Source organism: Kocuria oxytropis, from assembly GCF_040981195.1.
Lineage (GTDB): Bacteria > Actinomycetota > Actinomycetes > Actinomycetales > Micrococcaceae > Kocuria > Kocuria oxytropis.
In genome coordinates, this window is the sequence record NZ_JAVFXA010000005.1 from 149,510 (window position 1) to 176,259 (window position 26,750).

Here is a 26,750-nt window from a genome sequence, read left to right on the forward strand (position 1 = left end):
GACCACGCTACCGGGCGCCCCGGTCTCAGCCCGCCCCGGTGGCGGTCAGCACGATCAGGGCCAGGTTCAGGGCCACGATCAGGGCCACGACTCCCCAGGCGATCATGGTCAGCGCCTTCCTGTTGACGAAGTTCCCCATCAGCGCGCGGTCGCTGCTCAGCCGCACCAGGGGGACCAGGGCGAAGGGAATGCCCAGGCTCAGCAGCACCTGCGAGAGCACCAGCGCCCAGGTCGGGTCCACCCCGGCGGCGATGACGACGAGGGCCGGGACCAGGGTCAGCAGCCGTCGGGTGAGGACGGGAATGCGCAGGTGCAGCAGCCCGCCCATGACGGCCGCCCCGGCGTAGCACCCCACCGAGGTCGAGGCGAGGCCGGAGGCCAGCAGCCCGATGCCGAAGACGATCCCGATGCCGGGGCCCAGCGCGGCGGCGATCGCCGCGTGGGCCCCTTCGATGCTGTCGGTGCCGGGCACCCCGGCCAGGTTGCCGGCGGCCAGCAGCAGCATCGCGATGTTCACGGACCCCGCCACCAGCAACGACAGCAGCACGTCCCACCGGGTGGCGCTCAGCAGCCGGGGGAGGGCCGCCCGGGGAGGCGGGTGTCCGTGGCGGTCCCTGGCCAGGGCGGAATGGGCGTAGATGGCGTGGGGCATCACCGTGGCCCCGAGCATGCTCGCGGCCAGCAGCACGGTCTGGGTGCCCTCGAACCGCGGGACGATCCCGGCCGCGGCCTCGCCCCAGGAGACCGGGCCGACGAAGAGGCCGGCGACGAACCCGGCCGTGATGACCAGGAGCAGACCGGTGATCACGAACTCGAAGTGGCGGGGCCCGCGGCGGCTCTGGACGGCCAGCAGGACCATGGAGACCGCGCCGACGATGACTCCCCCCGGCAGGAGTGGAAGGCCGAAGAGGATGTGCAGAGCGATCGCCCCGCCGATCACCTCGGCCAGGTCCGTGGCCGCGGCCACCAGCTCGGCCTGGACCCAGTAGGCCAGCCGCCGGCCCCGGGGCAGACGGTCGCCCAGCAGCTCGGGCAGGCTGTGCCCGGTCACCAGGCCGACCTTGGCGGAGAGGTACTGGATGAGCACGGCCATGCCGTTGGCGGCCACGAGGACCCACACCAGGAGGTATCCGAACCGGGCGCCGGCCGTGAGGTTGGCCGCCACGTTGCCCGGGTCCACGTAGGCGACCGCGGCCACGAACGCCGGTCCCAGCAACCACGGCAGGGGTTGGTGCCGCACCCACCGGTCCCCGGGGGCGGCGGCGGAGATTCCTGTGGAGCCGGTGCGGCCCGTCCTGACGCTCATGAAAAGTTAAGCTACACGAACTTCACGGCGCGGGACAGGCAGCCGTGGCGGCCCGGGGTGAACGGTCTGGCCCTCCCGGTGCCTCCGGCACGTCGTCGTCCCCGCCACGGGCCGGACTGTGCGGGACTGCGCCGGTGACCGGGCCGGTGGTGGCCGGTCCCGCGCACGGGGGCGGGCGGGGTGTGCGTCCGAGGGGTCGCGGTCCTCGTCCGCGGCCCCTCGTCCGCGGCCCTCGTCCGCGGCCCCGGGGCATGCCCGCCCGCTGCCGGAGCGTACAGCGGTTCATGTACCATCGAGGGATGTCCACGGTGACCCTCGCCCACACGTCAGCGCTGTCCCGGCTGGGCGCTGCCCTCGCGGACGGGACGCGGACCCGGATCCTGCTGGAGCTGCGCGCCGCCCCGGCCCGGCCCTCGGAGCTGGCCCGGGCCCTCGGCGTCTCCAAGCAGGTGATGTCCAACCAGCTGGCCTGCCTGCGCGGGTGCGGACTGGTCACAGCGACCTCCGCAGGGCGCGGCACCTGGTACTCCCTGGCCGACCCCCGCCTCGGCGCCGCCCTGGGGGACCTGCTCGACCTGGTGGTCACCGTGGACCCCGACTGCTGCTCCCCGGAAGGATGCACCTGCGCATGACCCCACTGTCCCTGGGCCCGAAGCCCCTCACGACCGACCGGCGGACGGTCCTGCACCGGCGGGTGCGCTGGATCGTGGCCGGCACCATCACCTACAACGTCCTCGAGGCGGTCATCGCCCTGACCGCCGGCACCATCGCCTCCTCCGCGGCGCTGATCGGCTTCGGCCTGGACTCGATCGTGGAGGTCCTCTCGGCCGCGGCCGTGGCCTGGCAGTTCGCCGCCCCCGACCCGCACCGCCGGGAGAAGGTGGCCCTGCGGGTGATCGCCTTCTCCTTCTTCGGCCTGGCCGCCTTCGTCACCGTCGACGCGCTGCGCACGCTGCTGGGTGCCGCCGAGCCCGAGCACTCCCCGGTCGGCATCGGCCTGGCCGCCGTCAGCCTGGTGGTCATGCCCCTGCTGTCCTGGTTCGAGCGCCGCACCGGACGCGAGCTGGGCTCGGCCTCGGCGGTGGCCGACTCGAAGCAGACCCTGATCTGCAGCTATCTCTCGGCCGTGCTGCTGGTGGGCCTGGTGCTCAACAGCACGCTGGGCTGGACCTGGGCCGACCCGCTGGCCGCCCTGGTCATCGCCGGGTTCGCTCTCCGGGAGGGCCTGGAGGCCTGGCGCGGGGACGCCTGTTGCACCCCGGTGTCCGTGCTCGTCGGCGACGAGGACGGTGAGGACGGGCACGGCGAGGGGTGCGCCGACGGGTGCGGCCCCGGCTGCTCCTGCTGCGCCCCCTGACCCCGGGAGCTCTCCTCGCCGGTGCAGGTGCCGGTCGGCCCCCGCACCGGCTGTGGCCTGGATGTCCCGGCCCGGGCCAGGGCGGCCGCATCCCCGGATCGTCCGGTCCCGGGGGAGGGCCGCTCATCGGTGCGACCGGGTGTTTCGCCCGGGTCCTGGGGCAGCTTCCGGGCGGAGGGGTCGATCGTGGACGGGTCACTCGTGGACGGGTTCGCCGGTGAGCCGGTGGTCGGCGTGGTTGACGATCTCGGCCACCAGCCGGTGGAGGTGGCCGTCGGGCACGGAGTAGATCACGTGCCGGCCCTGTTTGCGGGCCTCCACCAGCCCGGACATCCGCAGCTTGGCCAGGTGCTGGGACACCACCGTGCGGGCCGCCCCCGTGGCCTCCACCAGTTCGGTGACGGTGTGCGGCCGGTGGGTGAGCTGCCACAAGAGGTGCAGCCGGGTGGGCTCGGCCAGCATCCGCAGCGTGGCCGCGGCCGACTCCAGCAGCTCCGGGCTGGGGACGACCGGGTGCACCCGGGACGGTGGCACGGGGGCGGGCGCGGGGTTCTCAGCAGCGGTGGGCACGCGACCCATCCTCTCCTGCCGCCCCGGTCGCCGTCGCCACGGTCGCAGGCGCGACGGTCGCACTCGCAAGGGAGCCGGGGCGCGGCCAGGAGAGCCGGGCCGCACCTGTCCCGAGGGCGGTGATCACCGTCAGGGCGGTCGCGGCGGCCCCGAGCCCGCCCTGGGCCCCGACCCACCCGGCGAGGGGGTAGGTGAGCACGAAGCAGGCGTGGGAGAGGGAGAACTGGGCGGTGAACACGTAGGGGCGGGTGTGCTCGTCGGTGGCATCGCGCAGCACCCTCGCCGAGGGGGTGAGGATCATGGAGGTGCCCGCGCCCAGCACCAGCCACAGGCCCAGCAGCACCCCCCACCCGGTGCCGGGCCGGAAGGAGAACACCGTGGTGGCGACCATGGTCACCGCCAGCACCGCCGCCCCGGTGAGCATCACCGTGCGGGTCCCGCACCGCTCGAGCACGCCCGGGGCGGCCAGCGCCACGAGCATGGGGCCGATGCCGTAGGCGGCCAGGGCGATCGCCAGGTCCGTCGCGGATCGCCCGAGCACGTCACGGAGGTAGACCACCGTGTTCACCAGCACCAGGGCGGTGGGGGCGGCTACCGCCAGGTCCAGGGCCAGCAGGGACCGCAGCCGCGGGGTGGCGACGAAGATCCGGGCGCCCAGGGTGGTGCGGTGCCACACCGAGCCCTGCGCCCCGGTGACGGTGCGGGAGACGGGCAGGGCGGTGGTGGCGACCACGAGTGCTGAGACCACGAACCCGCCCGCGGTCCCCCGGAACAGGTCGTGGTAGCTGAGCACGCTCAGCAGCACCGCCGCCGCCATCGGGCTCACCAGCGACTCCAGGTCGTAGGCCAGCCGCGACAGCGACAGCGCGTTCGTGTAGTCGCGCTCGGCCGGCAGCACGGCGGGGATCACCGACTGGAAGGCCGGGGTGAAGGTCGCCGAGGCCGCCTGCAGCACGAACACCACCGCGTAGACCTGCCACACCTGGTCGATGAACGGCAGGCACAGGGCCATGGCCGCCCGGACCACATCGGCGCCGATCAGCACCGGTCTGGGCGGGAGCCCCGCCACCAGGGCGTTGACCACCGGGGCGATCCCGACGTAGGCGATCATCTTGATCGTCAGCGCCGTGCCCAGCACCGCACCGGCGCCCGCGCGCTGCGGCCGCCGCTGCACGCTCAGCTGACGAGGTGGTGGATCTCGTGGTCGACTTTGTGGCGCCCGGAGACGTGCAGCAGCTTTCGCGCCAGGTCGTTCTCGAAGCGGTGCAGCTCGTGCAGGACCAGACCGATCTTCATCGCGTCGCCTCCGCGGGGATCTCGTGGACGTCCTCGTCGGCTGCTGCCGACGTGGGCTGCCGGCGGTCCGGCACCCCACGTCGGAGACGGGCGCCGCAGCAGTGGTGGTCGGGGCCCGGGACGGACCCTCGGCCGGGGCGGTCTTCTCGATCCGGGCGGCGGCGGTTGTGAGGATCGGCTGCTCGGAGGTTGCGTCCCAGTCGGTGAACGTCCCCGTCTTCTCCCCCCAGGTCGCCGCCGGCAGCACCACGTCGGCCAGCCGGGCGGTCCCGGACAGGACGATGTCCTGGACCACCCGCAGCAGCCGTCCGGTGCCTCCGAGGATGCGCGCGGCTTCGCGGACGTGCTCCGCCGGGATGTCGCAGATCGTGGAGACGGCCTCGGGAGTGTACTCCTGCACCCGTTCCTGCAGCTCGGCGCAGCCCACGGCGTGGGCGTCGAGGTGGTCGTGGTCCACCCGGTCGTGGGCGATGACATCGTGCAGCAGCCCGTTCATCAGCGCCGCGTCGGTGCCCGGGCGCGGGGCCAGGTGCACCGTGGCGTGCCGGGCCACGGCGGTGGGACGGGGGTCCACGCGGATGATCTGCGGTGGGGTGGGACCGGCCGGCCGGTCGCGGGACGCGCTGGCCTGCCACCCGGAGAGGTCCTCCGGGCTCCGCCGGCCGTGGTCGACCCGGTCGACCGCCGGGTCCCGCCGCGCCGGCCCCGCCCGCGCTACCGGACGGAGTCCTCGCCGGCCCAGGCCTCCGCGTAGAACAGGGGGGAGCGCGAGCCCAGCAGCTCCGCGTAGGGGCCCGGCGGCAGGGCCTGCGCGGAGCCCTCCGGGATCTCGGTGGTGAAGGCGGACACCCCCAGCCCGGCCGAGCGCTCCTCCAGGGCCAGGCCGGCGGCCTCCAGGAGCGTGGGGAACATGCTCAGCTGGTCCACCCGGGGGCGCAGCGCGGTGTCGCCGTCCTCGCCCGGAACCCGGATCCGGTTGAAGATCGTGCGGTCGTCGTGGTCGTCCAGCTGCTCGTGGAACGCGTCGCCGGCGCTCATGTGCTTGAGGTGGTCGCCCATGATCACCACGGCGGTGTCCTCGAGGTAGCCCCGCTCCGCCATGTGGGCGACGAAGCCGGCCACCTGGGTCATGGAGCAGGCGAACACCGAGGTGACCTCGCTGCGCGTGTCCACGGGGCAGTAGTCGTAGACGTGCACGGGTTCGTGGGTGTCCAGGGTCAGCACGGTGAGGTTGAACGGCCGGCCGGTCCGCTCCGCCTCGGCGTGCAGCTCGTCGACCTCGTCCTTGGCGTGGGCCATGAGCCGTTCGTCGCTCAGGCCCCAGTCGCTGCGGAAGTTCTTCTCGGGTTCGCCGGCGGCGCGCCAGTCGGAGAGGTCCTTGATCTCGGTGTAGCCGTGGCTGCCCAGGAAGGTGTCCTTCGCGGCGAAGGAGGCGTTGGCCCCGCCGAGGAAGACGTTGCGGTAGCCGTGCTCCGCCAGGACGTCGCCCAGGCAGCGGACCCCTCCCAGATAGGTGCCGACGTCGCCGCCGAGCGCGTTGAGGGCGCCGCTGCCCTCCGCGGAGCCGAGCCCCTTCAGCGGGATGCCGCACTGTGTCGAGGCGAGCCCCGACATGGTCCAGCCGCCGCCCCGGTACTGCTGGAGCCCGGTCACGCTCCGCCAGCCGTCCGCGGGACGGGTGACCTCCTTCAGGGGGACGAACGCGTCCTTCTCGAAGAGCTGGTCGTCCGCGAGGGTGGCCTCACCGGACTCGAGGTAGACCAGCACCAGGTTGCGCCGCCGCTCGTCCCCGGTGACGGTCGGCTCCACGTAGTGGTCGCGGAGGTCGTACTGGGAGTTCCCCGCCCGGATGTATTCGCCCACGCCCACCGTGGTGGCGAAGGCCGTGGTGCCGCCGACGACGACCGCGGCCACCAGGGCGGTGGAGACGGTGCGCACGATCCACGGTGAGCGGGCAGGACGCAGGTCGCCGCCGGAGCGGCGGCGCCTGCGGCGCCGCACGTGCTGCCACAGCGCGATCCCGGCGGTGACGAGCACGGGGATGACGCCGATCCCCAGGATGCCGATCCAGACGATGGGTCCGCCCCCGCCGTCGAGCTCCACGGAGACGAGGTTCAGGAGCATCTGGCCCACGGAGATCTCGCCCCAGAAGAACCGGATGCCGACGGCGGCCATGAGCAGGGCGAGCCCCGCCCAGACCAGGAGGTAGACCAGGAGGCGTCCCGCGAGGACGCCGGCTCGTCGGAGCACAGGGACCATCCGGCCGGTCATGGCACCACCTCGCGTTCCGGATGCCTGCGTGCGACGGACACCTGTGACATCTGTCTCGTTCTCGGCTCAGGGGAGTCGAGTACCGCTACGTTACCCGTTTCTGCGGCCGATGGCCGAGCCGTGGGCTCCGGCGCCGCCGCCCGCCCTGCCGGCGACCGGTGCGCCCGCCGCTCGCCGGCAGCCCCCCGATCGGACCCGGAAACCGTGCCCGGTCAGGCCGGACGGGACGCCGCCGGGACGGCCGGAACGTGCTGTCCGGCGATTTTGGTTCTGCCGAAACGTGCTGGTAGAGTCTTCGTCGTTGCCCCGATAGCTCAGTGGTAGAGCGCCATCTTGGTAAGATGGAGGTCCCGGGATCGATTCCCGGTCGGGGCTCTCGTGATGAGATCCCGCGGCCCGGCCGACCAGGCCGAACGCCGCGGTGTCCCATCCCTCTGGCGGTGTAGCTCAGCTGGTTAGAGCGCACGACTCATAATCGTGAGGTCGACGGATCGAGCCCGTCCACCGCTACGGCGCAAGGCCCGTGACCCCCGGTCACGGGCCTTTGTCGTACCCGGGGCGCGGGCGCCGGTCACGCCCGGACGGGTCACGGCCGGCGCCGGACCTCCCGCCGGCCCCGGCGCACCCCCAGCTCGAAGGCCGTGAACGCCACCAGGGTCACCGCGAGCAGCGGCAGCACGAACCAGGCCATGACCGCGGTGAAGCCCGCCAGCGCGTCGTGCGCCGTGGCGGCGAGGACCACGTACCCCGTGTAGGCCAGGTAGAGGCCCACGAAGAGCCCGCCCTCCCAGCGGGCCACCGCGAAGCCGGTGAAGGCCACGGGCAGGAGGGCCACGGACGCGGCCAACATCACCGGGATGTCGAGGGCCGCCGCGGCACCCGAGACGGGGATGCCCCGGCCCGAGAGCAGTGCCGGCAGGCCGAGCACCACCCCGATGTTGACGATGTTGCTGCCCACCACGTTGCCCACGGCCAGGTCGCGCTCACCGCGGCGCACGGCGATGACCGACGTCGCCAGCTCCGGCAGCGACGTCCCCACGGCGACGACGGTCAGCCCCACCACCAGGCCGCTCACGCCCAGGCCGGTGGCGATGCTCACCGCCCCCTCCACGAGCAGCGTGGCGCCCGCGACCAGCAGCGCGATCCCCAGGACCACGAGCAGCAGCGACCGTCCGGCCGCCGGGGCCGGCCTTCCCGCACCGGCCTCGGCGGGCGCGGCGCGGCCCGGGGCGGCAGGACTCCCGTCCGGCGCCACCGCCCGGGCGGCGAGCCCGGCCTCGCGCCGGCCGAGGACGACCGTCAGGGCCGTGTGCGCCACCACGGCGCCGAGCAGGACCAGGCCGTCCACCGCGCCGATCCGCCCGTCGAGGGACACGAGCAGCAGCCCGATCGACAGGCCCACCATCCAGGGCAGGTCGATCCGCACCAGCCGCTGCTTCACGACCAGCGGCAGCACGAGCGCGGAGAGCCCGAGGATGAGCAGGACGTTGGCGATGTTGCTGCCCACCACGTTGCCGACCGCCAGTCCCGGTTCCCCGCGCAGCACGGCGCCCACGGACACGGCCAGCTCCGGGGCGGACGTGGCCGCCGAGACCACGGTGAGCCCGACCACCAGCGAGGAGATCCCCACCCGGCGGGCGAGCGCGGAGGCGCCCCGCACCAGGAGCTCCCCGCCCAGGACCAGCAGCACCAGCCCGGCGAGGATCCGGCCCACGTCCAGCAGATCCATGGCCAGGAGTGTACGGGGCCGGGACGCGGCGGGGCGCCGGGCGGGGCGCGCCCCCGTAGACTGGGCGCGTCCCGCCGCGTGCGCGCGGCCCCGTCCAGCGAGGAGCTGCCATGCCCGTGAACCCCGATCTCGTCGGGCGGACGTACCCGCCGGCCGAGCCCTACAGCGTGGGGCGTGAGGCCATCCGTGACTTCGCCCGCGCGGTCCAGGCCGGTCACCCCGCCCACCACGACGTCGAGGCGGCCCGCTCCCTCGGCCACGCCGACCTCGTGGCGCCGCCCACCTTCGCGATCGTCGTGGCCCAGCGTGCCGACGCCGCGCTGATCGCCGACCCCGAGGCCGGCATCGACTTCTCCCGCGTGGTCCACGCCGACCAGCGCTTCACGCACCACCGCCCGATCGTCGCCGGGGACGAGCTCGTGGCCGAGCTGCACGTGGACCAGGTCCGGGCCATGGGCTCCGGGGCCATGGTGACGTCCCGGGCCGAGATCCGTGCGGCCGACGGCGAGCACGTCGCCACCACCGTGTCGTCCCTGCTGGTGCGAGGAGAGGACCGGTGACCGTGCGCATCGACTTCGACAGCCTCGAGAAGGGCCAGGAGATCGGGCAGCGGCGGATCGAGCTCTCCCGCGCGGACCTGGTCCGGTACGCGGGGGCCTCCGGCGACCTGAACCCCATCCACTGGAACGAGGAGTTCGCCCGTTCCGTGGACCTGCCCGACGTCATCGCCCACGGGATGCTGACCATGGGCGCCGCCGTGCAGCTCGTGACGGACTGGGCCGGTGACCCGGGCGCCGTCGTCGACTACCAGACGCGCTTCACCAAGCCGGTGGTCGTGCCCAACCGGTTCGGGACCGCTGTCGAGGCCTCCACGGCCCTGACGGTCTCGGGGAAGATCGGCGCCCTCGACGACGCCGCCCGCACCGCGCGCGTGGACCTCACGGTGACCGCCCCGGACCTCTCCGCGGAGGACGCCGATCCCGCGACCGCCGCCCCGCTGAAGGTCCTGGTCAAGGCCCAGGCCGTGGTGCGGCTGGGGTGAGCCCGCGTGCCGCGGGCGGACCGATAAACTGGGCCGCATGACGTCCCCCCGCATCGCAGACCTCACGACCGCCGCCGTGGGCGGACCCGCCCGGCACTACGTGCGCGCCGAGTCCGAGCAGGCGGTCGTCGACGCCGTCGCGGCCGCCGACGCCGCCGGGCGGGACGTGCTCGTGGTCGGGGGAGGCTCCAACCTCATCGCGGCCGACGCCGGGTTCGCGGGCACCGTGGTGCACGTGCTCTCGCGCGGCGTCGAGGTCCTCGAGGACGGGCCGGACGGCGTCCTCCTCGAGGTCCAGGCCGGCCACCCGTGGGACGAGCTCGTGGCCGAGGCCGTGGCCGGCGACCTGGTCGGCATCGAGGCCCTGTCCGGGATCCCCGGCACCACGGGTGCCACGCCGGTGCAGAACGTGGGGGCCTACGGCCAGGAGGTGGCCCAGACCGTCGACCTGGTGCGTGCCTGGGACCGGCAGGAGCGGTGCGTGCGCGAGTTCGCGCCGGCCGAGCTGGAGTTCTCCTACCGGGACTCGGCCCTCAAGCGCAGCACGGTGGCCGGCTCGCCGCGCTTCGTGGTGCTCGCCGTGCGGTTCCGGCTCGGGCGCGGCACCGACGGCGCCCCGGTGCGCTACGGGGAGCTCGCCCGGCGGCTCGGGATCGCGGTGGGGGAGCGTGCCCCGCTGGGCCAGGTGCGGAAGACCGTCCTGGCCCTGCGCGCGGGCAAGGGCATGGTCCTGGACCCGCAGGACCGCGACACCTACAGCACCGGGTCGTTCTTCACCAACCCCGTCCTCCCGGCGGACGCCCTGGGGGAGCGGCTGCCCGCCGACGCCCCCCGCTTCCCCGTGGTCGACGCCGAGGGGCGACCGCTCGAGGACCGGGTCAAGCTCTCCGCCGCGTGGCTGATCGACCACGCCGGCTTCGGCAAGGGCTTCGGGTTGCCGGGCACCCGCAACGAGCTGCTGGACCTCGACGGCGCCGCGGTCGCCGGGGGCCGGGCCTCGCTGTCCACCAAGCACACGCTCGCCCTGACCAACCGCGGCGGCGCCTCGGCACAGGACCTCATGGCCCTGGCCCGGACGGTGCGCGACGGCGTCGCGTCCGTCTACGGCGTGGACCTCGTCGCCGAGCCCGTCATCGTGGGCACGGCGGTCTGAGGGAGGGCGGCCGTGAGCAGCCTCGAGGAGGAGATCGCCCAGGGGGAGAGCTCCGAGGGCCGCGTGCGCCGCGCCCTGGGGCGGCTGCGCCGCTGGTCGCGCGGCCACCCCGTGCTCTTCGCGGTCTACCGGACGCTCGTGACGGTCATCGGGGGCGTCTTCGTGCTCGCCGGGTTCGTCATGCTCGTGACCCCGGGACCGGGCTGGCTCGCGATCTTCCTGGGCCTCGGCATCTGGGGCACCGAGTTCCACTGGGCGCACCGGCTCAACCAGTGGGCGAAGGCACAGGTCGTGCGCGGCTGGCGGTGGTGGCTGGACCGCACCGCCGAGGGGCGCCACCGCCGGGCCCTCGCCGGCCCGCGCAACCTGGTGCCGGCTCCCCGGCACCTGCGCGCGCCCGGGACCTGAGCCCGGGCGCAGGCCGCTCCCGCCACGGTCCCGCCGGTACGACCGGGTCGCCGGGGCCGTTCCGCCCGGGTCGTGCCCACCGCCGGGCTCGCGCCCACCGCCGCGGCCGGGGCGGTGCTCAGCCGGAGCGGCCCAGCTGCGCGGCCACCAGCTCGAGGGCGCGCTGGGGCGAGAGCCCGAGCTCCGTGATCTCGGCGGCGTAGCGGCGGGCGGCCCGCACCGCCAGGTCCTCGGTGAGATCCGCCGCGCGCACGAAACTGCCCTGACGGCCCCGGGTCTCGATCACGCCGGCGGCCTCGAGCTCCCGGTAGGCCTTCGCCACGGTGCCGGCCGCGAGACCCAGGGCCTCGGCGAGCCGGCGCACCGGCGGGAGGCGGGTGCCGGCGGGCAGGGTGCCGTCCGCGCGGCCCTGCTGCACCCGGTGCCTGAGCTGCTCGGACGGCGGCCGGGGGTCGTCCGGGGCGAGGGCCAGTCCCGGCGGGACGGAGGTCTCCGCCACCGGCTACAGGGTTCCGGTGGCGATGCGCAGCATGCGGCGCAGGGGCTCGGCCGCGCCCCACAGCAGCTGGTCGCCGATGGTGAAGGCGCTGATGTAGCCCGGTCCCATGGACAGCTTGCGGATCCGGCCCACGGGGATGTCCAGCGTCCCGGAGGTCGCCACGGGGGTGAGGTCCCGCATCGAGTCCTCCTTGGTGTTGGGCACCACGGTGGCCCACTCGTTGTCGGCGTCGATGATCCGCTCGATCTCGTCCACCGGCAGGTCCTCCCGCAGCTTGATCGTGAGGGCCTGGGAGTGCGAGCGCATCGTGGCGATCCGCACGCACAGTCCGTCCATGGGCACCCAGTCCTGGGCGAACCGGTCCGTGCGGCCCAGGATCTTGTTGGTCTCGGCCGCGGACTTCCACTCCTCCCGGGACTGCCCGTTGCCGAGGTCGGCGTCGATCCAGGGGATGAGCGAACCGGACAGGGGCGCGCCGAACATCGAGGTGTCCAGCGCGTCGCCGCGCTGCGCCTCGAGCACCCGGCGGTCGATGTCGAGGATCGCGGAGGCGGGGTCGGCCAGCTCGTCGGCGACGACGCCGTGCAGGGCGCCGAACTGCGCCAGCACCTCGCGCATGTGCCGGGCCCCGCCGCCCGAGGCGGCCTGGTAGGTCATCGACGTGGCCCACTCCACCAGGTCGTTGCGGAAGAGCCCCCCCAGCCCCATGAGCAGGCAGGACACCGTGCAGTTGCCGCCCACGAAGTCCTTCACCCCGCCCGCGAGACCGCGGTCGATGACGTCCCGGTTGACGGGGTCCAGGACGATGATCGCGTCGTCGTTCATCCGCAGGGTCGAGGCGGCGTCGATCCACAGCCCGTCCCAGCCGGCGGCGCGCAGCCGGCCGTGCACGTCCTTCGTGTAGTCCCCGCCCTGGGCGGTGACGATCACGGGCAGCCGGCACAGGGTCTCGAGGTCGTAGGCGTCCTGCAGCGTGCCGGCGTCCCCGGCGAACTGCGGGGCGGGCCGGCCGGCGCTGGAGGTGGAGAAGAACACGGGGGTGATCCCCTCGAAGTCCCCCTCCTCCTGCATGCGCTGCATGAGCACGGATCCCACCATGCCCCGCCAGCCGACGAACCCTACCGAATCACCTGCGCGAAAAGTCATGGCCCCCAGTCTACTGGGCGCGGTGCAGGGCCCAGCGCCGCCGCTTCTCCTTCACCTTCCGCGCGGGCGGGAGCTCCAGGCCGGGCGCCACCAGGTCCCGGTACTGGGGGAAGCGGTGGAGGTAGTCCTGGACGTAGGTGCACGTGGGCCGCACCGTGACGCCCTGGTCCCGGAAGCCGTTGAGCAGCATCGTCACGAGGGTCCGTGCGTAGCCCTGCCGGCCGAACTGCTCACCGATGATCGTGTGCTGGAGCTCGACCGTGCCGTCCTCGTGGTCGTGGAAGCCCTCGAAGCCGATGAACTGCTCGCCGCGCCACAGCTCGTAGCGGTCGAGGTCCGTGTTCTTCACGACGCGCAGCTGCTCGTCGTCCCGGATCGTGGGGTCGGGGTGCCGGTCGGTCACGGTCGTCCTCCTGGTCGTGGTGCCGCTCACGCTACCGGAGCCGCGGGGGCACCGGAACCTCGGGCCCCCCGGGGCGCCCCGGGGCGCCCCGGGGCGCCCCGGGGCGTCAGCGCGTGCGTCGGTCGATCCGGTAGCCCAGTCCGGTGCGGGAGACCGACGGTCCCACGACCGGCTCCGTGTCCCAGGAGTCGTCGAGCGCCGGGGCCCGCGTGTCCCCGTCGGCGTCGAGGTCGATGACGGTCACGAGCGCCTCCGTCACCGGGTGCTCCGGGTCCTCGAGCGCCTGCCGGTAGACCTCCCCGCCGCCGATCACCCAGATCCGCTCCGCTCCGGGGCTCGTGCGCGCCAGGCGCACGGCCTCGGCGTAGGACGGTGCGGTCAGCACCGACCCGGGGGGCCGCCCGTGCTCCACCCGCTCGGGGGAGGACGTGATGACGATGTTGGTGCGCCCGGGCAGGGGCCGGAAGCGCTCGGGGAAGGACTCCCACGTGCGCCGTCCCATGATCACGGGGTGGCCGGTGGTCGTGCGGCGGAAGAAGGCCATGTCCTCCGGCAGGGACCAGGGCATTCCGCCGGCGCGGCCGATGACGCCGCCGGCGGTCTGCGCCCAGATCGCCCCGATCTGCCCGCCGGGTCCGGGGGCCCCGGCCGGGGACGGTGCGCCGCTCATACGGCCACCGGGGCCTTGATGGCCGGGTGGTGGCGGTAGTCGAGGACCTCGAAGTCCTCGAGCTCGTAGTCGAAGACGGTGGCGGGCCGCCGGGCGAGCCGCAGCCGCGGGTAGGGGAAGGGCTCCCGGGCGAGCTGCTCGGTCACCTGCGCCACGTGGTTGTCGTAGACGTGGCAGTCCCCGCCGGTCCAGACGAACTCCCCGGGCTCCAGGTCGGTCTGCTGGGCGATCATGACGGTGAGCAGGGCGTAGGAGGCGATGTTGAAGGGCACGCCCAGGAACATGTCCGCGGAGCGCTGGTAGAGCTGGCAGGACAGCCGCCCCGGCCCGTCCTGCCGGGGCTCCACGTAGAACTGGAACAGCGCGTGGCACGGCGGCAGGGCCATCTCGTCCACCTCGGCGGGGTTCCACGCGGTCACCACGTGCCGCCGGGAGTCGGGGTTCGTGCGGATCTGCTCCACGACCTTGGCGATCTGGTCGATCGACCCGCCGCCGGCGGTGGGCCAGGACCGCCACTGCACGCCGTAGACGGGGCCGAGCTCCCCGTCCGCGTCCGCCCACTCGTCCCAGATGGACACCCCCCGCTCCTGCAGCCACCGCACGTTGGAGTCCCCGCGCAGGAACCACAGCAGCTCGAGGGCCAGGGAACGGAAGTGGACGCGCTTGGTGGTCAGCAGCGGGAAGGACTCGGTCAGGTCGAAGCGGATCTGGCGGCCGAAGACGCTGCGCGTGCCGGTGCCGGTGCGGTCGGACTTGTGCACGCCCGTCTCGAGGACCTCGCGCAGGAGGTCCTCGTAGGGAGTCGGCACCGGGGCGGGCTCGGCCGCGGGCTCGGGGGCGGGGGAGGTCATGCGGGACTCCTCGGAGGGGCTCGGGGCAGGGGCCCCGGGCGGGGCCCGGGGCGGGACGTCAGTCGTCGAAGGGCTTCACGAGCTCCACGGAGACCACTCGGCGGCGGTGCCGGCGGGAGACCTGGAGCACGATCATCTCCCCGGGGGACAGGTAGGGGTCCTTGGCCGGCAGCAGCGCGGCGAGCTCCGGGCCCGTGTGCCGGGCGATGACCTTGAGCACGGTGGGCAGCACCGGCCGGTGCGTGCACAGGGCCACGGGGGTGTCCTTGTCGAACATCGTCTGGGCCACGGCGGCGGCCTTCTTGGGGTGGCGCTTGTGCGAGGCCTCGGTGAGCTGGGGCCGCTCGCGCACGGAGACCCCGGCCTTGCGCGCGTACGGCACCACCGTGGACAGGCAGCGCAGCCACGGCGAGGTGAGCACCCGCTCGGGGGACCACGCCCGCAGCAGGCGGGTCACGGCCAGGGCCTGCCGCTTGCCGGTCGCGGCCAGCGGCCGGTCGCCCTCGGCCCGCGACCAGGACGAGCGCGGCTTCGCCTTCGCGTGGCGCACGACGATCGCCGGGCGCGTGGCCAGGTCCCCCCGCTCGTGCAGCTCCACGAGGGCGGCCAGCGGCTCCCGGTCCGAGGGGTTGCTCAGCATCCGGTGCGCCTCGCCGGGACCGACCCAGCGCACGTCGTCGACCTCCCGGCCGTCGGGCTCGGGCCGCGCCCCGGGGCCGAACTCCGCGGCCCAGTAGTGCACGTCCTTCGTCCCGTCCTTGACCTCGTAGCGGATCGTGGGCAGGGGCACCCCCAGTCGCGGGAGCAGCCCGATCTCCTCGCCGACCTCCCGGTGGGCGGTCTCGGGCAGGGTCTCGCCGTCGTCCTGCTTGCCCTTGGGGAAGGACCAGTCGTCGTAGCGCGGCCGGTGGATGAGCAGGACCTCGAGGTCGCTGCCGGTCCGGCGCCAGCACAGGCACCCTGCCGCGAGCACGTCGGCGGGCCGGCGGGTGCGCGCGGCCGTGCTCGGCTCGGCGGTCGTCTCTGCGGTCCTGGGCATGGTCCCTCTCTCGTCCCCTGTCCGTGCTGCACGGGCGTGCCGGGCCCGGCGGTCCGGGCCTGCCGGCACCCCCACGATGCTACCGCCGTCTAGACGGTGGGCCGGCCGAGGGCCCGGCTGCGCAGCAGGTGCTCCTGGACGTCCACGAGCGGGTTCCCCTCGGCGTCCCGGTGGTGGCGGGTCCACATCCCCTCGGCGTCCAGGTGCCAGCTCGCGGTGGCGTCCGAGACGTAGCGGGCCAGCAGGCGCACCAGCGCCTCGGCCTGCTGGGGGTCCGTGATCCGCACGAGGGTCTCCACCCGGCGGTCCAGGTTGCGGTGCATCATGTCCGCCGAGCCGATGTAGACCAGGGGCTCCCCGGCGTTGCAGAAGGAGAAGACCCGGGAGTGCTCCAGGAACCGGCCCAGCACCGAGCGGACCCGGATGTTCTCGCTGAGCCCCGGCACCCCCGGGCGCAGCGCGCAGATCCCGCGGACCACCACGTCCACGGGCACCCCGGCCTGCGAGGCCCGGTACAGGGCGTCGATGACGGCCTCGTCCACGATCGAGTTGCACTTGAGCTGGATCCGGGCCGGCCGGCCCTCCCGGTGGTGGCGGATCTCGGCCTCGACCAGGTCGACGAGCCCGGAGCGCACCGACCGGGGCGCCACGAGCAGGCGCTGGAACGTGGTCTTCGGGGCGTAGCCGGAGAGCTGGTTGAAGAGCCTCGAGACGTCCTCCCCGACCTCGGGGTCGCACGTGAGCAGGCCCAGGTCCTCGTAGAACCGCGCGGTGGAGGGGTGGTAGTTGCCGGTGCCGATGTGCACGTACCGGCGCAGCCCCTGCTCCTCCTGGCGCACCACGAGGGAGAGCTTGCAGTGGGTCTTCAGCCCCACGATGCCGTAGACCACGTGGACCCCGGCCTGCTCGAGCTTGCGGGCCCAGGAGATGTTCGCCTGCTCGTCGAAGCGGGCCTTGATCTCCACCAGCGCGAGCACCTGCTTGCCGGCCTCGGCGGCGTCGATCAGCGCGTCCACGATGGGGGAGTCGCCCGAGGTCCGGTACAGGGTCTGCTTGATGGCCTGGACCTTCGGGTCCGCGGCGGCCTGCTCCAGGAAGGCCTGGACGCTCGTGGCGAACGAGTCGTAGGGGTGGTGCAGCAGCACGTCCCGGGCCCGGGTCGCCGCGAAGACGTCCGCGGCCTTGGCGGTCTCCGCGGCGTTGAGGTAGCGGGAGGTGTGGGCCACGTGCCGGGCGTAGTGCAGCTCCGGGCGGTCGATCCCGGCGATGACCCCCAGGCCGCGCAGGTCCAGCGGGGCCGGCAGCCGGTAGATCTCGGACTCGTCGATGCCCAGCTCGGAGACGAGCAGCTCGAGCACCTCGGTGCTGATGCTGTCGGTGACCTCCAGGCGCACCGCGGGGCCGAAGCGGCGCCGCAGCAGCTCCTTCTCCAGGGCCTGCAGGAGGTTCTCGGCGTCGTCCTCCTCGACCTCCAGGTCCTCGTTGCGGGTCACCCGGAACACCTGGTGCTCCTCGACCTCCATCCCCGGGAAGAGGTCGTCCAGGTGCTGGGCGATGACGTCCTCGAGCGGGATGAACCGGGCCTGCCCGTGCGGCAGCCGGGACGCGCGGGCCCCGTCCACCGACAGCAGCCGCGGGAGCTGGTCCGGGACCTTCACGCGGGCGAACAGCCGTTTGCCGGACTGCGGGTTGCGGACCATCACGGCCAGGTTGAGGCTGAGCCCGGAGATGTAGGGGAACGGGTGGGCCGGGTCCACGGCCAGGGGCGTGAGGATGGGGAACACCTGGCGGTGGAAGTCCCGGCTCAGCCGCTCCCGCGTGGCGGCGTCGAGGTCCTCCCAGCCGACCAGGTGGATGTTCTGGCGCGTCAGCTCGGGGCGCACCAGCTCGTGGAACGCCCGTGCGTGCCGCTCCTGGAGATCGTGGGCACGGGCGGCGATGGTGGCCATCTGCTCCGCGGGGGAGTGGCCCGAGGCGGCCGGCCGGGCGATCCCCGTGGCGATGCGCCGCTTGAGCCCCGCCACCCGGACCATGAAGAACTCGTCGAGGTTGGAGGCCACGATCGACAGGAAGTGCACGCGCTCCAGGAGGAAGAGGTCGGGGTCCTCCGCGAGCTCCAGGACCCGGGAGTTGAACGCGATCCAGCTCGCCTCGCGGTCGAGGAAGCGCTCGGGCCCGTGCCGGCCCTCCAGGACCTGCCGGGCCGCGGGCACGGGGTCGTCGATGCGGTCCCGGTCCCCGTGGCCCCGGGCGGCTGCGTCGGGGGCGTCCTCGGGGCCCGCGGCACCCGCGGGGGGCGGGGTCCCGGGGGCGGCTGCGGACTGCGGGCTCTCCTGCTGGTGCGTGGTCATCGCGGTCCTGTCTGGTCGTTGCCGGCCGGTCCGGGCCGGGCGGTGGCGGGGAGGGTGCCGGCGTACATCACGTCGAGGTGCCAGGGCCGGAAACCCAGGGCCTCGTAGAGCCGCAGGGCCGCGGTGTTGTCGCCGTCCACGTAGAGCATGACCTCGTCCAGTCCCTGCCGGGCGAGGTGGTTGACGCCGGCGGCGGTCAGGGCGCGGCCCAGACCCGTGCCCTGGTGCCCGGGGGCCACCCCCACGGCGTACACCTCGCCGAGCGGGGCCCGCCCGGCGTCCCCGGGGTGGACCTTGGTCCAGTGGAAGCCGGCCACGGTGCCCGGTGCGTCCGCCCGCACGGCGAGCAGGAACCCGGCGGGGTCGAACCACGCCTCGGCCTCCCGCTGCCGGAGGTCGTCGAGGGTCATCCGGCCCTGCTCGGGGTGCCCGGCGAAGGCGGCCGCGTTGACGCGCAGCCACTCCTGCTCGTCGCGGCCGGGCTCGAAGGCCCGCAGCCGGAATCCCGCGGGCATCCGCTCCGGGAGGGGTAGGTCGGCCGCGCCGCGCAGCGGGCGCAGCAGCCGGTGCAGGTCCCGCACGGGGCTCAGCCCGTGCCGGGCGGCGAGCGCGGCGGCGGCGGGGTGGCCCCCGTGCGCCCACGCCCGGACCGTGCCGGTGGTCTCCCCGGCCACGGCGCCGGCCAGGGCCGCGCCGATCCCGGCTCCACGGTGGCCGGGGGAGACCACGAGCTCCACGAGCCGGGCGCCGTCCGGCTCGGGCACGCCCACCGCCGCGCCCAGCAGCTCCCCGCCGCGCGCGCGGGCCAGGACCGTGCGGACCCGGCCGTCCCGCCCCGCGCGCAGGTCCACGAGCGTCTGGTCGGAGAACGGCGGGTCCCCGTCGGCGGCGGCGGCCCGGGACGCGAGCGCAGCGATCTCCTCCGCCGGCGGGACGTCCGGGCGCTCGAGGTCGTACGGCACGGGCTGGGACATGGGGACCTCCTGCGGGACGTGGGGCGGAACGGGCGGGACGGGGGCCGTGCTCAGCTCTCCCGGGCCCGCGTCGTGGCGAAGCTGTAGCCCACGTTACGCACCGTGGTGATCAGGTGCTCGTGGTCGGCGCCCAGCTTGGCGCGCAGACGCCGCACGTGCACGTCCACGGTGCGGGTGCCGCCGTAGTAGTCGTAGCCCCAGACCTCGCTCAGCAGCTGGGCGCGCGTGAAGACCCGCCCGGAGTGCTGGGCCAGGTACTTGAGCAGCTCGAACTCCTTGTAGGTGAGGTTCAGGGGCTGGCCGTTGACGTGCGCCGAGTAGGCGGCGTCGTCGATGACCACCGAGCCCGCCCGGATGCGGGTGTCGTCCTCGGGGGCCTCTGCGGTGCGGGAGGAGGCGAGGCGCAGCCGGGCCTCGACCTCGGCGGGGCCGGCGGTGTCGAGCACGACGTCGTCGACCATCCAGTTCGCGGCCACCGCCGCCATCCCGCCCTCGGTGAGGACCATCAGCAGCGGCGCCGCCAGGCCCTTGGCCGTCAGCAGCTGCGCGAGGTTGCGGGCCGTGATCAGATCGGTGCGCCCGTCCAGCAGGACCACGTCCGGGGACCGCCCGTCGAGGCTGCCGGACACGGTCCGGGTCGGCGCGACCGAGACCTTGTGGTTGAGCAGGTCGAGGGCCGGGAGCACCGATGCCGAGGGTCCGTCCGCGTCGGTCAGCATCAGGATCTGGAACACTCGTGCTTCTCCACTCTGGCGTACGGACTGAGCTGTCAGTATAGGTCCGGGCCGGCGGCCCGCTCCGCGACCCCGCCGCCCGGAGTGCCTCCCGTCGGGCGCCCCGCCCCCGGCCGGCGACCGCCCGGAGCGCCCGGTGAGCCGCTATCGTTGCTCGTGTCCGCGCGGGCCCGTGCCCCGACCCACGAACAGTGCAGGAACCCGATCGCCATGAGATACGCCATGATCGCCGCGTGCAGCGTGGCCGGGCTCGTGGCGGCGCTCACCGCGGTCGCCGTCGCCGGGCCCGCGCCGCTGCTGCTCGCGCTCGGGATGTCCGTGGTCATCGGCTTCGGCTGGCCGGCGGCCACCGGCATCGCGGCGAGGCACCGCCACAACGTGATCATGAGCGCCGCCGGGGCCGTCGCGGCCCTGCTCGTGCAGCTGCTGCCCGGCCAGCAGCTGGTCTGGCTGCCCGCCGTGGTCGGGGTGGCTCTCATGACGGTGTTCGCGGCGGAGCTGGTGCGCGGGGAGGGGGCCGAGCACCGGCTCGAGTCCGCGATCGCCTCGACCGCCGGGGTGCTCGCCGCGGTCAGCTCCTCCGGCTGGATCGCCCTGGCCGGGGACTACCGGGCCGCGGGCTCGGACCCCGCCCTGCTCGTGGTGGTCGGGGCCGTGCTGGCCGCGCTCGTGGCGCTCGTGGGCGGCCGGGTGATCGCGGCGGCCCCGAAGAGCTCCCCCAAGCGCGGTGTCGTGGCGCTGGGCATCACCCCCGTGGCGTTCCTCGGGGTGGGGGCCGTCTTCACTGCCCGCCTGGTGAGCACCGTGGTAGTTTAGGGACCATGCTTGCACTCGAAATCTTCTACCTGGCCCTCCTCGGCATCTCCGGTCTGTTCATCGCCGGGATCTCCCTCAAGGTGGTCCTGGGCCTGTTCAAGGGACAGCACTAGTCCCGTGCCCATCGAGATCCCCTCGGATCTGACACCGGAGCTCGTCCCGTTCGCCTGGCTGCTGGGCACCTGGGAGGGTGACGGCTTCATGGGCTACGGAGAGGTCGAGCAACGGCCCTTCCGGCAGCGCGTGACCTTCGAGCAGAACGGCCTGCCGTTCCTCGAGTACCGGGCGCAGACCACGCTCCTCGACGAGGAGGGGCAGCCGATGCGCCCGGCCACCGTGGAACACGGCTTCTGGCAGCTCGACCGCACCCTCGAGGACGGCGACGTGGGGCCCGGGATGCTCCCGCCCGACGTCGTGCCCGTGCTCCAGGGCGCCGAGGACGTGGAGCGGATGCGCAACGCGGACGGCGGCTTCGACGTCCTCGTGACGCTGACCCACCCCGGCGGGGTGGCCGAGCTCTACGCCGGGCAGATCAAGGGTCCCCGGATCGACCTCGCCACCGACGCCGTCATCCGTGCCCGCGGCGCCAAGGAGTACAGCTCCTCGACCCGCATGTACGGCCTCGTCCACGGCGACCTGTTCTGGGCCTGGGACATGGCGGCCCTCGGCGAGCCGCTGGCCACCCACGCCTCCGCGCAGCTGCGGAAGATCGGCTGAACCCCGTGACCTCCTACCGTTCCCCCCTGCTCCTGCGCCCGGGCGCCGTCGAGGCCGAGGGCCTGGACCACGGCGTGGCCGCCCACTACGGCGACCCGCTGCGGGAGCAGCGCTCCCTCGTGCGGACGCCGGGGACCGTGGTGGACCTCTCCCACAAGGGCGTCGTCACCGTGACGGGGCCCGACCGGCTGAGCTGGCTCACCACGCTGTCCTCGCAGGTGCTCACGGGCCTCGAGCCCGGGCAGAGCACCGAGACCCTCTTCCTCTCCGTGCAGGGCAGGATCGAGCACGCCCCCCACGTGGTGGACGACGGCGCGACCACCTGGCTGCTGACCGAGGCCGAGGAGGCCGCCCCCCTGGTGGCGTGGCTGGAGGCCATGCGCTTCGCGCTCCGGGTGGAGATCGAGGACCGCACCGCGCAGTGGGCCGTGCTCGGCGCCGCGGGACCCGTGCCCGGCCTGCCCGCCACTGTCGTCTGGCGCGACCCGTGGCCCGAGGTCGCCCCCGGCGGCTGGAGCTACGCCGTCCTCGACGGCCCCCACCCCGGCGAGGAGCGCACCTGGTGGGAGCACCTCGTGCCCCGCGACGAGCTCGACGTCCTCACCCGCGACTGCCCCCTCGCCGGGGCCTGGGCCGCTGAGGCGCTGCGGATCGCCGCCTGGCGCCCCCGCTGGGGCGCCGAGACGGACGAGCGGTCCATCCCGCACGAGCTCGACCTGCTCCGCACCGCCGTGCACCTGGCCAAGGGCTGCTACAAGGGCCAGGAGACGGTCGCCCGGGTGCACAACCTCGGGCACCCGCCCCGGCGGCTGGTGCTGCTCGACCTCGACGGCTCCGAGCACACGCTGCCCGCCGCCGGGGCCGAGGTCGTCGCGGGGGAGCGCACGGTCGGACGGGTCACCTCGGTGCAGCTGCACCACGAGCAGGGACCGGTCGCGCTCGCCGTGCTCAAGCGCACCGTGGACCCCGCCGCCGACCTCGTCGTCACGGACGGCGAGCAGCGCTGGGCCGCCGCGCAGCAGGTCGTCGTGCCGCCGGACGCCGGCCAGGTGGTCGGCCGCCAGGCCGGGTTCCTCCGCGCTCCCCGCGACGCGCGCTCCTGAGCGCACGACCCTGCGAGCCCACGCCCCTGAGTGCACGTCCCTGAGTGCACGTCCCTGAGTGCACGCCCCTGAGTGCACGCCCCTGAGTGCACGCCCCGGGGCGGGCCGAGGCCCGCCCCGGGGTGCGGCCGGCCGTTCCCGCCGCCGGCCCCGCTCAGCGGCCGAAGAGGACCTTGGCCTCGTCCCAGCGGTGCTGGGGCACGGTCTTGAGCCCGGCCAGCGCCTGGTCGAAGGGCACCCGGATCATGTCGGTGCCGCGGATGGCGACCATCTGGCCCCAGCCCTTGTCGTGCACCAGGTCCACGGCGGCCAGGCCGAACCGGGTGGCCAGCACCCGGTCGAAACCGGTCGGGGCGCCCCCGCGCTGGATGTGGCCCAGGATCGTGTTGCGGGTCTCGATGCCGGTGGCCGCCTCGATCTGCTCGGTGACGTACTCCCCGACCCCGCCCAGCCGGGGCCGCCCGGAGGCCTCGGTGCCCTTGCCGGCGAGCACGTCCTCGTGGCCCTCGGGGATGAAGCCCTCGGCCACGACCACCAGCGGGGAGCGGCCGCGCTCGTGCACCTCGCTCACCCAGGTGCAGACCTGCTCCATCGAGACCTGCTGCTCGGGGATCAGCACCGCGTGCGCGCCGGCGGACATCCCCGAGTGCAGGGCGATCCAGCCCACGTGGCGGCCCATGACCTCGGCGACCATGCACCGGTGGTGGGACTCCCCGGTGGTGCGCAGCCGGTCCATGGCGTCGGTGGCGATCTGCACCGCGGTGTCGAAGCCGAAGGTGTAGTCGGTGGCCTGCAGGTCGTTGTCGATGGTCTTGGGCACCCCGATCACCGGCAGCCCGGCCTCGGCCAGCCGGGCGGCCCCGGCCAGGGTGCCCTCCCCGCCGATGGCCACGATCGCGTCGATGTGGTGGCGCTCGAGCATCACCCCGATGCTCTCGGGGCCTCCGCCGGGCCCGTCGTAGGGATTGGTGCGGGAGGTCCCCAGGATGGTCCCGCCCTCCCGGGCCAGCCCGCGCACCCGGGTCCGGGGCAGGTCCATGATGTCGCCCTCCACGACACCGCGCCAGCCGTCGCGGAAGCCCACGAACTCGTGGCCGTAGCTCTTGATCCCGTGCAGCACCGCGCCGCGGATCACCGCGTTGAGTCCGGGGCAGTCCCCGCCGCTGGTCAGCAGTCCGATCTTCATCCGTACAGTCTCCTCCGGGTGAGCGGGGTGTGCGTGGCGGCCGGACGGCGCCGGCACGCCCAGTCTAGTGAGTCCGGTCCCCGGCGGCTGGGCGGGCCCCGCCCGGGAGCGCCTGGGCCCGCCCGGCCGCCGGGGACCGGGCGGGCCCGGCCCGCGGCCTAGACTGCCGGGGAGGGCCCCGCCGGGCCCGGAAGGAGAGGTGGCGGTGAGCGCGGAGAAGGAACCGGTGCGGGAGAACCTGCGGGAGTTCATCGACAAGCTGGTCGACCAGGGGTACACGGTGCGGGACGGGCAGTCCCCGGACCCGGACCTGATCGACCCCGGGGGCTCGGCGGTGGAGACCTGGCGGGAGGACTACCCCTACGAGGAGCGGATGAGCCGGGAGGAGTACGAGCTCGAGAAGTACCAGCTGCAGATCGAGCTGCTGAAGTTCCAGTACTGGGGCCAGGACCACGACCTGCAGCACGTGATCGTCTTCGAGGGCCGGGACGCCGCCGGCAAGGGCGGGACCATCAAGCGGTTCACCGAGCACCTCAACCCGCGCGCGGCCCGCGTGGTCGCCCTGACCAAGCCCTCGGACCGCGAGCGGGGCCAGTGGTACTTCCAGCGCTACATCCAGCACCTGCCCACCGCCGGGGAGATCGTGATGTTCGACCGCTCCTGGTACAACCGGGCCAACGTGGAGCGCGTCATGGGCTTCTGCACGGACCGGCAGTACGAGCAGTTCATGGCCCAGGCCCCGGTGTTCGAGAAGATGCTCGTGGACTCCGGCATCCACCTGACCAAGTTCTGGTTCTCCGTCACCCAGCACGAGCAGCGCACCCGCTTCGCGATCCGCCAGATCGACCCCGTCCGCCGGTGGAAGCTCTCGCCCATGGACCTGGCGTCCCTGGACCGGTGGGAGGACTACACGGAGGCGAAGGAGGAGATGTTCCTGCGCACCGACACCGACCACGCCCCGTGGATCACGGTGAAGTCCAACGACAAGAAGCGGGCGAGGATCAACGCGCTGCGCTTCTTCCTGGACCAGTTCGACTACGAGGACAAGGACCCGGAGGTGGTCCACGCCCCCGATCCGCTGATCGTCCGGCGCGGCCGGGACGCGGTCGGCGACTGAGGCGGGACCGTGCGACGGCGCCGCCGCGCCCCTCTGCCGGGGCGCGGGCCTCTCCCGGAGGGGGCCGCGGGCGGCGCCGATCGCCGGAGGATCAGCGGCCGGGGCGGTCCACCAGGACGGTGTTGGCGGCGGCGTTGACGGCGGTCACGGCCAGGACCGCGGGCCAGGCTCCGATGTGCTTGGCCAGCGGGTGGGACAGCCCGAAGCCCAGGACGTAGAGCGCGCCGAGCGCCGCCGTGGTGCCCGGTCCGCCCCGGTGCCACCACGAGTGCGCGGCCGCGGCCCCGGCAGCGGCCAGCACGACCCCGCCCAGGGGGCGGACGCCGGTCGCCCGGGCGGTGGCGTACCCGCCGACCAGCCCGGCGCTCACCAGCGCCGCCGCGGGCACCGACTCCGCCGCGGCGACCGCGCGGCCGAGGCCGCTCACGCGGCGCCCCCCAGGAACTCCTGGAGCCGGCGCAGGCCCTCGGCCAGGTCGTCGTCGCCCAGCGCGTAGGACAGGCGCAGGAAGCCGGAGGGGCCGAACGCCTCGCCGGGGACCACCGCGACCTCCGCCCGCTCCAGGATCAGCTCGGCGAGCTCGGCGGAGGTCTGCGGCGTCGCGTCGCCGAACCGCCGGCCGAGCAGCCCGCGCACGTCCGCGTAGGCGTAGAACGCGCCGGTCGGGGTCGGGCACGCCACGCCCTCGACGGCGTTGAGGGCGTCCACCATGACCCGGCGCCGGCGGTCGAAGGCCTCCCGCATCCGGTGGGCCTCGTCGAGGGGACCGGACACGGCGGCGAGCGCGGCCCGCTGGGCCACGTTGTTGACGTTGGACGTCAGGTGGGACTGCAGGTTCGTGGCGGCCTTGATAACGTCCGGGGCGCCGATCATCCAGCCCACCCGCCAGCCGGTCATCGCGTAGGTCTTGGCCACGCCGTTGAGGATCACCACGTTGTCGCCGAGCTCCGGCACGGCGGCGGCGATCGAGGTGAACGGCACGTCGTCGTACGTGAGGTGCTGGTAGATCTCGTCCGTCAGCACGAAGATCCCCTTCTCCGCGGCCCAGCGGCCCACCGCCGCCGTCTCCTCGGGGGAGTACACGGCGCCCGTGGGGTTGGACGGCGAGCAGAACAGCAAGGCCTTGGTGCGCTCGGTCCACGCGGCCTCGAGCAGCTCCGGGGTGACCTTGTAGCCGAGCTCCGGGCCGGCGAAGACCTCCACCGGGTTGCCGCCGGCGAGCTTGATGGCCTCGGGGTAGGTCGTCCAGTACGGGGCGGGCAGCAGGACGTCGTCGCCCTCGTCCACGACCGTGGCGAACGCCTGGAACACGGCCTGCTTGCCGCCGTTGGTGACGAGGACCTGCGAGGGCTCCACCGTGTACCCGTCGTCCCGGGCGGTCTGCTCCGCCACCGCCTTCCGCAGCTCGGGCAGGCCGGCGGCGGGCGTGTACCGGAAGTTCGCCGGGTCCTGCAGGGCGGCCGCGGCCGCGTCCACGATGTACTGGGGCGTGGGGAAGTCGGGCTCCCCGGCGCCGAAGCCGATCACGGGGCGCCCGGCGGCCTTGAGCGCCTTCGCCTTGGCGTCCACGGCGAGCGTCGCGGACTCTGCGATGGCGCCGACGCGCCGGGAGATGCGGGACGTGGTCATGACCGGGGGCCTCCTGGAAGGAACGGGCGGTGTCCGCCGGGTGCGGCGGCGGTGCGGACGCCCCCATGCTACTCGGGGGCGTCCGCACCGCCCGGGGCCCGGCGGGCGGGTCGGGCGCGCCGGGTGCGGCGTCCGCCCCGGATTGCACCCCGCCGCCCGGGTCGCCTAGGATGGTCGACTGGTGTCATCGGCGCCTGCTCGGCCGCGCCGTCACGGCGGGACCGGGTGGTAGAGTCGGTAACCGGGTCCGAGCGATCGGGACCGGCGCTCCGGCGCCGGCGGCGGTCGCGAGGCACGTAGGGCAGTGGCGCAATTGGTAGCGCAGCGGTCTCCAAAACCGCAGGTTGCAGGTTCGAGTCCTGTCTGCCCTGCTCCAGTCCGGG

The 26,750-nt window shown here is 74.1% G+C and carries 27 protein-coding genes and 3 tRNA genes; 13 read left to right on the plus strand and 17 right to left on the minus strand.

Features of this window, described 5'->3' with window-relative positions; translation table 11 throughout:
- Window positions 1-25 precede the first annotated feature (25 nt).
- Complete coding sequence (locus QYM41_RS07150; RefSeq protein ID WP_368799058.1) at window positions 26-1,306, minus strand: Nramp family divalent metal transporter; 1,281 nt, start codon at window positions 1,304-1,306, stop codon at window positions 26-28.
- Window positions 1,307-1,605: 299 nt separating this feature from the next.
- Between QYM41_RS07150 and QYM41_RS07155 the strand changes: the two genes are divergently transcribed.
- Together QYM41_RS07155 and QYM41_RS07160 are read left to right on the plus strand one after the other, a co-directional pair.
- On the plus strand, window positions 1,606-1,938 hold the full coding sequence (locus QYM41_RS07155; RefSeq protein WP_368799059.1) for an ArsR/SmtB family transcription factor: 333 nt from the start codon (window positions 1,606-1,608) through the stop codon (window positions 1,936-1,938).
- A complete protein-coding gene (locus QYM41_RS07160; RefSeq protein WP_368799060.1) occupies window positions 1,935-2,663 on the plus strand; it encodes a cation diffusion facilitator family transporter in 729 nt (242 codons plus the stop codon). Before QYM41_RS07155 ends, QYM41_RS07160 begins: the two co-directional genes overlap by 4 nt.
- Window positions 2,664-2,858: 195 nt before the next feature.
- Here QYM41_RS07160 and QYM41_RS07165 read toward each other — a convergent pair whose 3' ends face one another.
- The 3 genes from QYM41_RS07165 to QYM41_RS07175 all read right to left on the minus strand — a co-directional run bounded on the left by QYM41_RS07165 (window position 2,859) and on the right by QYM41_RS07175 (window position 6,788).
- Window positions 2,859-3,233, minus strand: coding sequence for an ArsR/SmtB family transcription factor (locus QYM41_RS07165; RefSeq protein WP_438612559.1), 375 nt, complete (start codon window positions 3,231-3,233; stop codon window positions 2,859-2,861).
- Entirely contained in the window at window positions 3,217-5,103 is a 1,887-nt protein-coding gene (locus tag QYM41_RS07170) for an MFS transporter (protein ID WP_368799062.1), read from the minus strand. Before QYM41_RS07170 ends, QYM41_RS07165 begins: the two co-directional genes overlap by 17 nt.
- A 140-nt stretch (window positions 5,104-5,243) precedes the next feature.
- Window positions 5,244-6,788 (minus strand): sulfatase-like hydrolase/transferase, encoded by a 1,545-nt coding sequence (locus QYM41_RS07175; protein WP_368799063.1) that lies wholly within the window; start codon window positions 6,786-6,788, stop codon window positions 5,244-5,246.
- A 315-nt stretch (window positions 6,789-7,103) separates the two neighbouring features.
- On the opposite strand from QYM41_RS07175, the gene QYM41_RS07180 reads away from it, so the two are divergent.
- Window positions 7,104-7,175: transfer RNA gene (locus QYM41_RS07180), tRNA-Thr, on the plus strand.
- A 61-nt stretch (window positions 7,176-7,236) separates the two neighbouring features.
- A tRNA-Met gene (locus tag QYM41_RS07185) sits at window positions 7,237-7,310 on the plus strand.
- Between the two features lie 76 nt (window positions 7,311-7,386).
- Here QYM41_RS07185 and QYM41_RS07190 read toward each other — a convergent pair.
- A complete protein-coding gene (locus tag QYM41_RS07190; protein ID WP_368799064.1) occupies window positions 7,387-8,529 on the minus strand; it encodes a calcium/sodium antiporter in 1,143 nt (380 codons plus the stop codon).
- A 110-nt stretch (window positions 8,530-8,639) separates the two neighbouring features.
- Between QYM41_RS07190 and QYM41_RS07195 the strand changes: the two genes are divergently transcribed.
- From QYM41_RS07195 to QYM41_RS07210, 4 genes are read left to right on the plus strand one after another with little or no spacing between them, the layout of a single operon-like run.
- A complete protein-coding gene (locus tag QYM41_RS07195) occupies window positions 8,640-9,089 on the plus strand; it encodes an FAS1-like dehydratase domain-containing protein (protein ID WP_368799065.1) in 450 nt (149 codons plus the stop codon).
- Window positions 9,090-9,091: 2 nt separating this feature from the next.
- On the plus strand, window positions 9,092-9,571 hold the full coding sequence (locus QYM41_RS07200) for a MaoC family dehydratase (RefSeq protein WP_368799148.1): 480 nt from the start codon (window positions 9,092-9,094) through the stop codon (window positions 9,569-9,571).
- A 37-nt stretch (window positions 9,572-9,608) separates the two neighbouring features.
- The gene (locus QYM41_RS07205) at window positions 9,609-10,724 is read left to right on the plus strand and encodes a UDP-N-acetylmuramate dehydrogenase (RefSeq protein ID WP_368799066.1); all 1,116 of its coding nucleotides are present in this window, start codon (window positions 9,609-9,611) and stop codon (window positions 10,722-10,724) included.
- Window positions 10,725-10,736: 12 nt separating this feature from the next.
- Window positions 10,737-11,132 (plus strand): TIGR02611 family protein, encoded by a 396-nt coding sequence (locus QYM41_RS07210; protein ID WP_368799067.1) that lies wholly within the window; start codon window positions 10,737-10,739, stop codon window positions 11,130-11,132.
- Between the two features lie 118 nt (window positions 11,133-11,250).
- Here QYM41_RS07210 and QYM41_RS07215 read toward each other — a convergent pair whose 3' ends face one another.
- The 9 genes from QYM41_RS07215 to QYM41_RS07255 form a co-directional block, all read right to left on the minus strand.
- Window positions 11,251-11,631: a GntR family transcriptional regulator gene (locus QYM41_RS07215; RefSeq protein WP_368799068.1), complete on the minus strand. Its 381-nt coding sequence runs from the start codon at window positions 11,629-11,631 to the stop codon at window positions 11,251-11,253.
- 3 nt (window positions 11,632-11,634) lie between these two features.
- Window positions 11,635-12,777, minus strand: coding sequence for an aspartate-semialdehyde dehydrogenase (gene asd / locus QYM41_RS07220; RefSeq protein ID WP_368799069.1), 1,143 nt, complete (start codon window positions 12,775-12,777; stop codon window positions 11,635-11,637).
- Between the two features lie 10 nt (window positions 12,778-12,787).
- A complete protein-coding gene (locus tag QYM41_RS07225; RefSeq protein WP_368799070.1) occupies window positions 12,788-13,180 on the minus strand; it encodes a GNAT family N-acetyltransferase in 393 nt (130 codons plus the stop codon).
- A 106-nt stretch (window positions 13,181-13,286) separates the two neighbouring features.
- Window positions 13,287-13,850: a dihydrofolate reductase gene (locus QYM41_RS07230; RefSeq protein ID WP_368799071.1), complete on the minus strand. Its 564-nt coding sequence runs from the start codon at window positions 13,848-13,850 to the stop codon at window positions 13,287-13,289.
- Window positions 13,847-14,701 (minus strand): thymidylate synthase, encoded by an 855-nt coding sequence (locus QYM41_RS07235; protein ID WP_368799072.1) that lies wholly within the window; start codon window positions 14,699-14,701, stop codon window positions 13,847-13,849. The genes QYM41_RS07230 and QYM41_RS07235 overlap by 4 nt, the downstream gene beginning before the upstream one ends.
- Before the next feature lie 58 nt (window positions 14,702-14,759).
- Entirely contained in the window at window positions 14,760-15,740 is a 981-nt protein-coding gene (locus QYM41_RS07240; protein WP_368799073.1) for an NUDIX hydrolase, read from the minus strand.
- 89 nt (window positions 15,741-15,829) lie between these two features.
- Window positions 15,830-18,091 carry an RNA degradosome polyphosphate kinase gene (locus QYM41_RS07245; protein WP_368799074.1) on the minus strand — a complete coding sequence of 754 codons (2,262 nt, stop codon included), beginning with the start codon at window positions 18,089-18,091 and terminating at the stop codon, window positions 15,830-15,832.
- On the minus strand, window positions 18,088-19,065 hold the full coding sequence (mshD, locus tag QYM41_RS07250) for a mycothiol synthase (protein ID WP_368799075.1): 978 nt from the start codon (window positions 19,063-19,065) through the stop codon (window positions 18,088-18,090). The genes QYM41_RS07245 and mshD overlap by 4 nt, the downstream gene beginning before the upstream one ends.
- 50 nt (window positions 19,066-19,115) lie before the next feature.
- Complete coding sequence (locus QYM41_RS07255) at window positions 19,116-19,799, minus strand: response regulator transcription factor (RefSeq protein WP_368799076.1); 684 nt, start codon at window positions 19,797-19,799, stop codon at window positions 19,116-19,118.
- A 210-nt stretch (window positions 19,800-20,009) separates the two neighbouring features.
- Here QYM41_RS07255 and QYM41_RS07260 point away from each other — a divergent pair, with 210 nt between their 5' ends.
- From QYM41_RS07260 to ygfZ, 3 genes are all read left to right on the plus strand, one after another.
- Entirely contained in the window at window positions 20,010-20,615 is a 606-nt protein-coding gene (locus tag QYM41_RS07260; RefSeq protein ID WP_368799077.1) for a hypothetical protein, read from the plus strand.
- 117 nt (window positions 20,616-20,732) lie between these two features.
- Window positions 20,733-21,332 (plus strand): heme-binding beta-barrel domain-containing protein, encoded by a 600-nt coding sequence (locus tag QYM41_RS07265; protein WP_368799078.1) that lies wholly within the window; start codon window positions 20,733-20,735, stop codon window positions 21,330-21,332.
- 5 nt (window positions 21,333-21,337) lie between these two features.
- A complete protein-coding gene (ygfZ, locus tag QYM41_RS07270; protein ID WP_368799079.1) occupies window positions 21,338-22,435 on the plus strand; it encodes a CAF17-like 4Fe-4S cluster assembly/insertion protein YgfZ in 1,098 nt (365 codons plus the stop codon).
- A gap of 154 nt (window positions 22,436-22,589) precedes the next feature.
- On the opposite strand, the gene QYM41_RS07275 is transcribed toward ygfZ, so the two are convergent.
- Entirely contained in the window at window positions 22,590-23,621 is a 1,032-nt protein-coding gene (locus QYM41_RS07275) for a 6-phosphofructokinase (protein ID WP_368799080.1), read from the minus strand.
- 205 nt (window positions 23,622-23,826) lie between these two features.
- Between QYM41_RS07275 and ppk2 the strand changes: the two genes are divergently transcribed.
- A complete protein-coding gene (gene ppk2, locus QYM41_RS07280; RefSeq protein WP_368799081.1) occupies window positions 23,827-24,738 on the plus strand; it encodes a polyphosphate kinase 2 in 912 nt (303 codons plus the stop codon).
- Between the two features lie 91 nt (window positions 24,739-24,829).
- Here ppk2 and QYM41_RS07285 read toward each other — a convergent pair whose 3' ends face one another.
- Both QYM41_RS07285 and QYM41_RS07290 read right to left on the minus strand, forming a co-directional pair.
- Window positions 24,830-25,165: a hypothetical protein gene (locus QYM41_RS07285; RefSeq protein ID WP_368799082.1), complete on the minus strand. Its 336-nt coding sequence runs from the start codon at window positions 25,163-25,165 to the stop codon at window positions 24,830-24,832.
- On the minus strand, window positions 25,162-26,367 hold the full coding sequence (locus QYM41_RS07290) for a pyridoxal phosphate-dependent aminotransferase (protein WP_368799083.1): 1,206 nt from the start codon (window positions 26,365-26,367) through the stop codon (window positions 25,162-25,164). The genes QYM41_RS07285 and QYM41_RS07290 overlap by 4 nt, the downstream gene beginning before the upstream one ends.
- A gap of 298 nt (window positions 26,368-26,665) precedes the next feature.
- Here QYM41_RS07290 and QYM41_RS07295 point away from each other — a divergent pair.
- Window positions 26,666-26,738, plus strand: a tRNA-Trp gene (locus QYM41_RS07295).
- Window positions 26,739-26,750: the final 12 nt, after the last annotated feature.

Excerpts from the sequence above, each read along its gene's own strand:
- QYM41_RS07240 (WP_368799073.1), bottom strand. The coding sequence starts at position 15,740 with ATGCCCAGGACCGCAGAGACGACCGCCGAGCCGAGCACGGCCGCGCGC.
- QYM41_RS07175 (WP_368799063.1), bottom strand. The coding sequence starts at position 6,788 with ATGGTCCCTGTGCTCCGACGAGCCGGCGTCCTCGCGGGACGCCTCCTG.
- QYM41_RS07235 (WP_368799072.1), bottom strand. The coding sequence starts at position 14,701 with ATGACCTCCCCCGCCCCCGAGCCCGCGGCCGAGCCCGCCCCGGTGCCG.
- QYM41_RS07150 (WP_368799058.1), bottom strand. The coding sequence starts at position 1,306 with ATGAGCGTCAGGACGGGCCGCACCGGCTCCACAGGAATCTCCGCCGCC.
- QYM41_RS07230 (WP_368799071.1), bottom strand. The coding sequence starts at position 13,850 with ATGAGCGGCGCACCGTCCCCGGCCGGGGCCCCCGGACCCGGCGGGCAG.
- QYM41_RS07260 (WP_368799077.1), top strand. The coding sequence starts at position 20,010 with ATGAGATACGCCATGATCGCCGCGTGCAGCGTGGCCGGGCTCGTGGCG.
- QYM41_RS07195 (WP_368799065.1), top strand. The coding sequence starts at position 8,640 with ATGCCCGTGAACCCCGATCTCGTCGGGCGGACGTACCCGCCGGCCGAG.
- QYM41_RS07290 (WP_368799083.1), bottom strand. The coding sequence starts at position 26,367 with ATGACCACGTCCCGCATCTCCCGGCGCGTCGGCGCCATCGCAGAGTCC.
- QYM41_RS07190 (WP_368799064.1), bottom strand. The coding sequence starts at position 8,529 with ATGGATCTGCTGGACGTGGGCCGGATCCTCGCCGGGCTGGTGCTGCTG.
- QYM41_RS07245 (WP_368799074.1), bottom strand. The coding sequence starts at position 18,091 with ATGACCACGCACCAGCAGGAGAGCCCGCAGTCCGCAGCCGCCCCCGGG.
- QYM41_RS07205 (WP_368799066.1), top strand. The coding sequence starts at position 9,609 with ATGACGTCCCCCCGCATCGCAGACCTCACGACCGCCGCCGTGGGCGGA.
- QYM41_RS07275 (WP_368799080.1), bottom strand. The coding sequence starts at position 23,621 with ATGAAGATCGGACTGCTGACCAGCGGCGGGGACTGCCCCGGACTCAAC.
- asd (WP_368799069.1), bottom strand. The coding sequence starts at position 12,777 with ATGACTTTTCGCGCAGGTGATTCGGTAGGGTTCGTCGGCTGGCGGGGC.
- QYM41_RS07160 (WP_368799060.1), top strand. The coding sequence starts at position 1,935 with ATGACCCCACTGTCCCTGGGCCCGAAGCCCCTCACGACCGACCGGCGG.
- mshD (WP_368799075.1), bottom strand. The coding sequence starts at position 19,065 with ATGTCCCAGCCCGTGCCGTACGACCTCGAGCGCCCGGACGTCCCGCCG.
- QYM41_RS07155 (WP_368799059.1), top strand. The coding sequence starts at position 1,606 with ATGTCCACGGTGACCCTCGCCCACACGTCAGCGCTGTCCCGGCTGGGC.